The sequence below is a fragment of the Azospirillum isscasi genome, assembly GCF_030849505.1.
GTDB lineage: Bacteria > Pseudomonadota > Alphaproteobacteria > Azospirillales > Azospirillaceae > Azospirillum > Azospirillum isscasi.
Genome location: NZ_JAUJFI010000257.1, coordinates 1 through 4,932, shown reverse-complemented (window position 1 = coordinate 4,932; position 4,932 = coordinate 1). Strand labels below are relative to the sequence as shown.

Sequence of the window (4,932 nt, the reverse complement as noted above, 5' to 3'; positions counted from 1 at the left end):
ACCTCGTAGTCGATGTCCACGCCGACGATGGCGCCCGCCCCCAGCGCCCGCGCGCCAGCCTCCAGGCCAGCAGCCCGCCCAGCGCCACGAATCCCCAGACCGCCGCCGCCAGCGGCAGCCCGCGCGGCACCGCCCAGCCGAACAGGACGATCCCCGGCACGCCCGGCAACCCGTTGGCGCCGCCGGTCAGGCCGGGGCTGTTGACCGCCAGCAGATGCGCGACCTGCGCGATGCCCAGAGTCGCCAGGGCGAAGTAATGGGACTCCAGCCGCAGCACCGGCAACCCGACCAGCAGAGCGAGCAGAAACGGCACCAGCAGCGACACCGGGAAGGTCGCCGCGAAGCCCCACCCCCACTGGCTGCCCAGGATGCCCGTGGCGTAGGCCCCCAGCCCGAAAAAGGCGCCATGGGCCAGCGACAGGGCGCCGCCCAGCCCGAACACGATCTGGAATCCGATGGCGGCCAGCGCGTACACCCCCGCCACCGTCAGCACCCGCAACCCGTACGGCGAGGCGTACAGCAAAGCGTACGCCACCAGCAGCGCAACCCCGATCCCCTCCCCCGCCCAGCGGGGGAGGGTCAGGCTGGGGGCGCGTGCCCGCACCTTATGCACGACCCTACGCACGGCGCCGCGCCGCCTCCCCGAACAGCCCCTGCGGGCGCGCCACCAGGATGACCAGCAGCGTGGCGTAGAGCAGCCCCAGCGCCACCGGATAGGACAGAACCGACGACACCCCCACCTCGAACAGCGCGATCAGCAGCGCCCCGGCGACCGCTCCGGGAACCGAGCCCCAGCCGCCGATGGTCACGGCGATGTAGGCTTTCAGGATCAGGTCGCCGCCCGCCGTGGGCGTGACGAAATAGCGGTTGGCGAGCAGCAGCCCCGCCGCACCGGCGAAGGCCGTGCCCAGCGCGAAGGTGGTCAGGATCATCGTCGTGACGGGGATGCCGCAGGCCCGCGCCATTTCCGGGTCCTGCGCCGTGGCGCGCAGGCGCCGTCCGAGCTGGGTCCGCCCGAACAGCCATTGCTGCCCGGCGATCAGCAGCGCCGCCACCACCACGATGGCCAGCGACTGTTCCGCCACCACCAGCCCGCCCAGGTCCAGCGTTCCACCGGTCAGCAGCGGCGGTGCCGCCCGCGGCTCCGGCCCGAACAGGACGGAGGCGCCGTTCTGAAGGATGATCCCCGCCGCGATGGTGCTGATGAAGACCGCCACCGGCGGGCGCCGCCGCAGCGGCAGATAGGCCGCCGCCGCCAGCAGCAGCCCCAGCCCCGCCATCAGGACCATCACCACCGGCAGCAGGACGATTCCGGGCAGCGGCAGATGCGCGGGGATGTGGGGCGCCAGCGCCACGGCCAGCAGCCCGCCGGCCATCACGAGGTCGCCCTGCGCGAAGTTCACCGCCGCGGTGGCGTTCAGCACCAGCACGAAGCCCAGCGCCACCAGCGCGTAGGCGGCGCCCAGGGCCACCCCGTTGACGAGGAGTTGCAGGGTGGTCAAGGCCCCCTCACCTCACCACGCCGGTCACGTTGTCGTAGCGTTTGGCGATCGCCGGCACGCGCGAGGCGCCGTCGTAGCAGACGATCACCGCGGAATGGGCCATGTTGCCCTTGCCGTCCGACCGGTAGGTCATGGCGAGACCCCGGTGGGTCCCGGCGGACAGGGCCTTGCGCACCTCCTCCGCGCTGCCCGCACCGCCCTTCACCGCCTCCAGCACCATGCGGATGCCGTCATACTGGCCGAGCGCGAAGGCGTCCGGCTCGGCGTTGAACGCCTTGCGGTAGGCGGCGGTGAAGGCTTCCACCTCCGGGCTGCCGCCGGACACCGGAGAGGCCGCGGTCTCGGCGCAGACGCCCTTCAGTTCGGCGGGCTCCAGAAGCGCCGCGGTGCTCGGCTGGTGCATGGCGGAGCCGGCGACGATGGGCACCTCGACCCCGTTCGCCGCCGCCTGCCGGATGAACAGGGCGGTCGGGCCGGAATGCAGATGCAGGACCAGCACGTCGGGCTTGGCGGCCAGCGCCTTGGTCAGAACGGGCAGCAGGTCCTTGGCGGCGGGGTCCACCCCCTCCTCGAACACCGGCTCCACGCCCAGCCGCTTGAACGCCTGCTCCAGATGAGCCTTGCCGCTCTGCCCGTAGGCCGTGGTCTGATAGATCACCGCCGGGCGCTTCTTTCCCAGTTCCTCCGCCACATAGCGGGCGTGGGCCTCCTTCGTCACGGCGTCGCCGGGGAAGAAGCGGAAAACCCAGGGGTTGCCCTGCTCGGTGATGCTGGCCGTGCCGGACACGGTGACCAGGGGGATGCCGTACTCCTGGGCCAGAGGCAGCATCGCCAGCATCTGCGTGCCCAGCATGCTGGCCGCGACGGCCGTGACCTTGCCGCCCGCCGCGCGCTCCAGCGCCGTGACGGCGGCTTCCGGCGAGGTGCCGGTGTCGATCACCTCCGACCGCACCGCCACGCCCGCGGGCGCATCCTTCAGCGCCAGGACCGCGCCGTTGCGCTGGCTGGTGCCTTCCAGCGACAGGAAGCCGGTCAGCGGCACCAGCACCGGAACCGACGCATCGCCGGCCTGTGCCGCGCCCGAAAGGAGCGACGCCGAAAAGACCGTTGCCGAGAGGATGGAAAGGAAGCGCCGCATGAATGTGTCTCCTCCTGCCCGGCGGGGAACCGTGCGAGGACGAGGAGGCCAGAGGAATGGGGCGGCACAGCCTCGAACGCTCGGCTCCCTTCGCTGGCATGACCCAGATCAGGTTCGATGGGTGTGGTCTCAGCCCGCCTTGCGGCAGGCACCCCAGCCGTTCGTGTGCACAGTGTGTCTCCGGCGCCCCGCTGTCAAGCGGCGGCCCGGCGCGGAATCACAATTCCGCAACGCAACCGACATGAGGGCGTCGCCTTTCCCATGCTTCCGTCCGCCGCCCTGCCTCCCGCCCCCGGGCCGGGGGAGCCCAACCACGATAAAAGGTTCCGGAACGATGCGGCCCACCTCGTCGCAAGGCTCCGTCACGATGCGCCTCTTCGCCATGCCGCAGGGCGGTTGCGGCCTGTGCGCGGCCCTGCATGGCCGGATCGACCATGCCGCCCTGCCGGCGATGAAGCCCCTGCTGCACAGCGTCGCCGGCGCGCTCGGCCTCACGCTGTGCATCGACATGGCGCGCGTGGAGTTCCTCGATTCCTGCGGCATCGGCCTGCTGCTGGCGGTCCGCAACGCGGTGCTGGGCGGCGGCGGTTCCATCCGGTTCGAGAATCATCCCGCGCGAATCCGCCGGGTTCTGGAACACAGCCGCCTGACGGCCTTGATCCCGCCCCCATGCCCCCCGCGCTGTTGCCCGGCCATCCCGGTCGCCGCCTAGACGGCGCTCCGTCAGCCGCCGCGGCGCAGCGTTTCCCGGTACAGGATGTAGAGGCCGCTGGCGATGATGATGCCGGCCCCGGTCAGGACGGCGGGCGTCGGCACGTCGCCGAAGACCAGGAACCCCAACAGGGTCGCCCAGATCATCCCCGTGTATTCGAAGGGCGCCACCACCGCGGCGCGGCCAAGGCGGAAGGCCTGGGTCATCAGCACCTGCGCCGCCCCGCCCAGCGTGCCGACCAGAAGCATCAGCCCCAGATCGAACCAGCCCGGCTGCACCCAGTCCGGCACCGCCGCCACGCCGCTCACCACCGTGGTGGTCAACAGCAGATAGACGACGATGGCCGTGTTGCTCTCCGTCCGTGCCAGGCCGCGCACCGCGATCATCGCCAGCGCGTAGAAGAAGGCGGCGGCCACGCCCACCAGCACCGGCAGGATCGGCGCGTCGGCCTCCGGGCGGGCCATCACCACCACGCCGCCGAATCCCACCAGCACCGCCGCCCAGCGCCGCCATCCCACCGGCTCCCCCAGCAGCGGCATGGACAGCGCCGTGATGAACAGCGGCCCGGCGAAGCTCAGCACATAGACCTCGGCCAGCGGCAGATGCTTGAAGGCGTAGAAGAAGCAGCCCATCGACAGCAGCCCGGCCAGCGAACGGAAGACATGGGCGAAGGGGCGCCGCGTGCGCATCCCGCCCCAGCCGCCGCGCGCCACCGAAACGCCACCGACCAGGACCAGCGCCACCACCGACCGCGCGAACATGAGCTGCGCCACGGGATAGCCGCCGCTCAGATATTTGATGAGCGTGTCCATCCCCGCGAACAGGAAGATGGCCAGCAGGAAGCAGCCAATGGCGCGGCGGACGTCGTCTTCGGCGGCGGCGGCGGTGGGAAGGGCGGCGGCTTTGGTCATGGTTGCACGTTATCTGAGCAACCGAGGCCCGCCCAATGCCGCAACCGCAGGTCTGGCCCGCGCGGCCTGTCCCGGCGGGGCGCTTGCGTTTCACGCTTCGTGAATCGACGGGCCGGCGGTTGGCGAAGGGAATCCGGCCTTTTGCGGATCGGCGCTGGCGCCGCCGCGTGCGGCGGACAGTCTGGCGGGCATCCCGTCACCGCACAGGTCCGCCATGCCCCTGCCCTCCCTCGTCACCGCCCTGAAAGCCGCCGCCTGCCGCTGTCTGCCCGAGCGGGTGATCGCCCCGGTCCTTGCCAAGCGGTTGGCCGAGCGGGAGCCCTACCGGTGGCCCGCCCCCGCCGTGACCGGAAAGACGCCGGACCGGGACGGCGAAGTCGCCATCGTCGGCGCGGGCATCGGCGGGCTGACCGCCGCGGCCCTGCTGGCGGAGGCCGGGGTCCGGGTGACCGTCCTGGAGGCGCACGACCGTCCGGGCGGCTACTGCTCCTCCTGGGAGCGGCAGGTGCGGCTGCACGACGGGTCGTTCGGGCGCTTCACCTTCGACGCGGGCGTGCACGACGTCAGCGGCGCCCATCCGGACGGCCCGGTCGGCCATCTTCTGCGCACGGTCGGCGCGGCGGAGCGCGTGCGCTGGCAGCCGGTGAACCGCGGCATCGTCCGCGGCGG

At 71.9% G+C, this 4,932-nt stretch carries 6 protein-coding genes and 1 riboswitch; of the genes, 2 read left to right on the top strand and 4 right to left on the bottom strand.

The features are described from left to right. From QSG27_RS27645 to QSG27_RS27635, 3 genes are all read right to left on the bottom strand, one after another. A partial coding sequence (locus QSG27_RS27645; RefSeq protein ID WP_306711901.1) for a branched-chain amino acid ABC transporter permease occupies positions 1–604 on the bottom strand: 604 nt, incomplete at its 3' end. Positions 605–617: 13 nt separating this feature from the next. Continuing rightward, a complete protein-coding gene (locus QSG27_RS27640) occupies positions 618–1,502 on the bottom strand; it encodes a branched-chain amino acid ABC transporter permease (protein ID WP_306711899.1) in 885 nt (294 codons plus the stop codon). A gap of 7 nt (positions 1,503–1,509) precedes the next feature. After that, positions 1,510–2,640, bottom strand: coding sequence for an ABC transporter substrate-binding protein (locus QSG27_RS27635; protein WP_306711897.1), 1,131 nt, complete (start codon positions 2,638–2,640; stop codon positions 1,510–1,512). 68 nt (positions 2,641–2,708) lie between these two features. After that, a riboswitch (TPP riboswitch) is annotated at positions 2,709–2,806 on the bottom strand. A gap of 168 nt (positions 2,807–2,974) precedes the next feature. On the opposite strand from QSG27_RS27635, the gene QSG27_RS27630 reads away from it, so the two are divergent. After that, positions 2,975–3,352, top strand: a complete 378-nt coding sequence (locus QSG27_RS27630; protein WP_306711895.1) for an STAS domain-containing protein — start codon at positions 2,975–2,977, stop codon at positions 3,350–3,352. A gap of 11 nt (positions 3,353–3,363) precedes the next feature. Here QSG27_RS27630 and QSG27_RS27625 read toward each other — a convergent pair whose 3' ends face one another. Further along, positions 3,364–4,263, bottom strand: a complete 900-nt coding sequence (locus QSG27_RS27625; RefSeq protein ID WP_306711893.1) for a DMT family transporter — start codon at positions 4,261–4,263, stop codon at positions 3,364–3,366. A gap of 214 nt (positions 4,264–4,477) precedes the next feature. Between QSG27_RS27625 and QSG27_RS27620 the strand changes: the two genes are divergently transcribed. Further along, the coding region (locus tag QSG27_RS27620) for an FAD-dependent oxidoreductase (RefSeq protein ID WP_306711890.1) at positions 4,478–4,932 on the top strand (455 nt) is incomplete at its 3' end.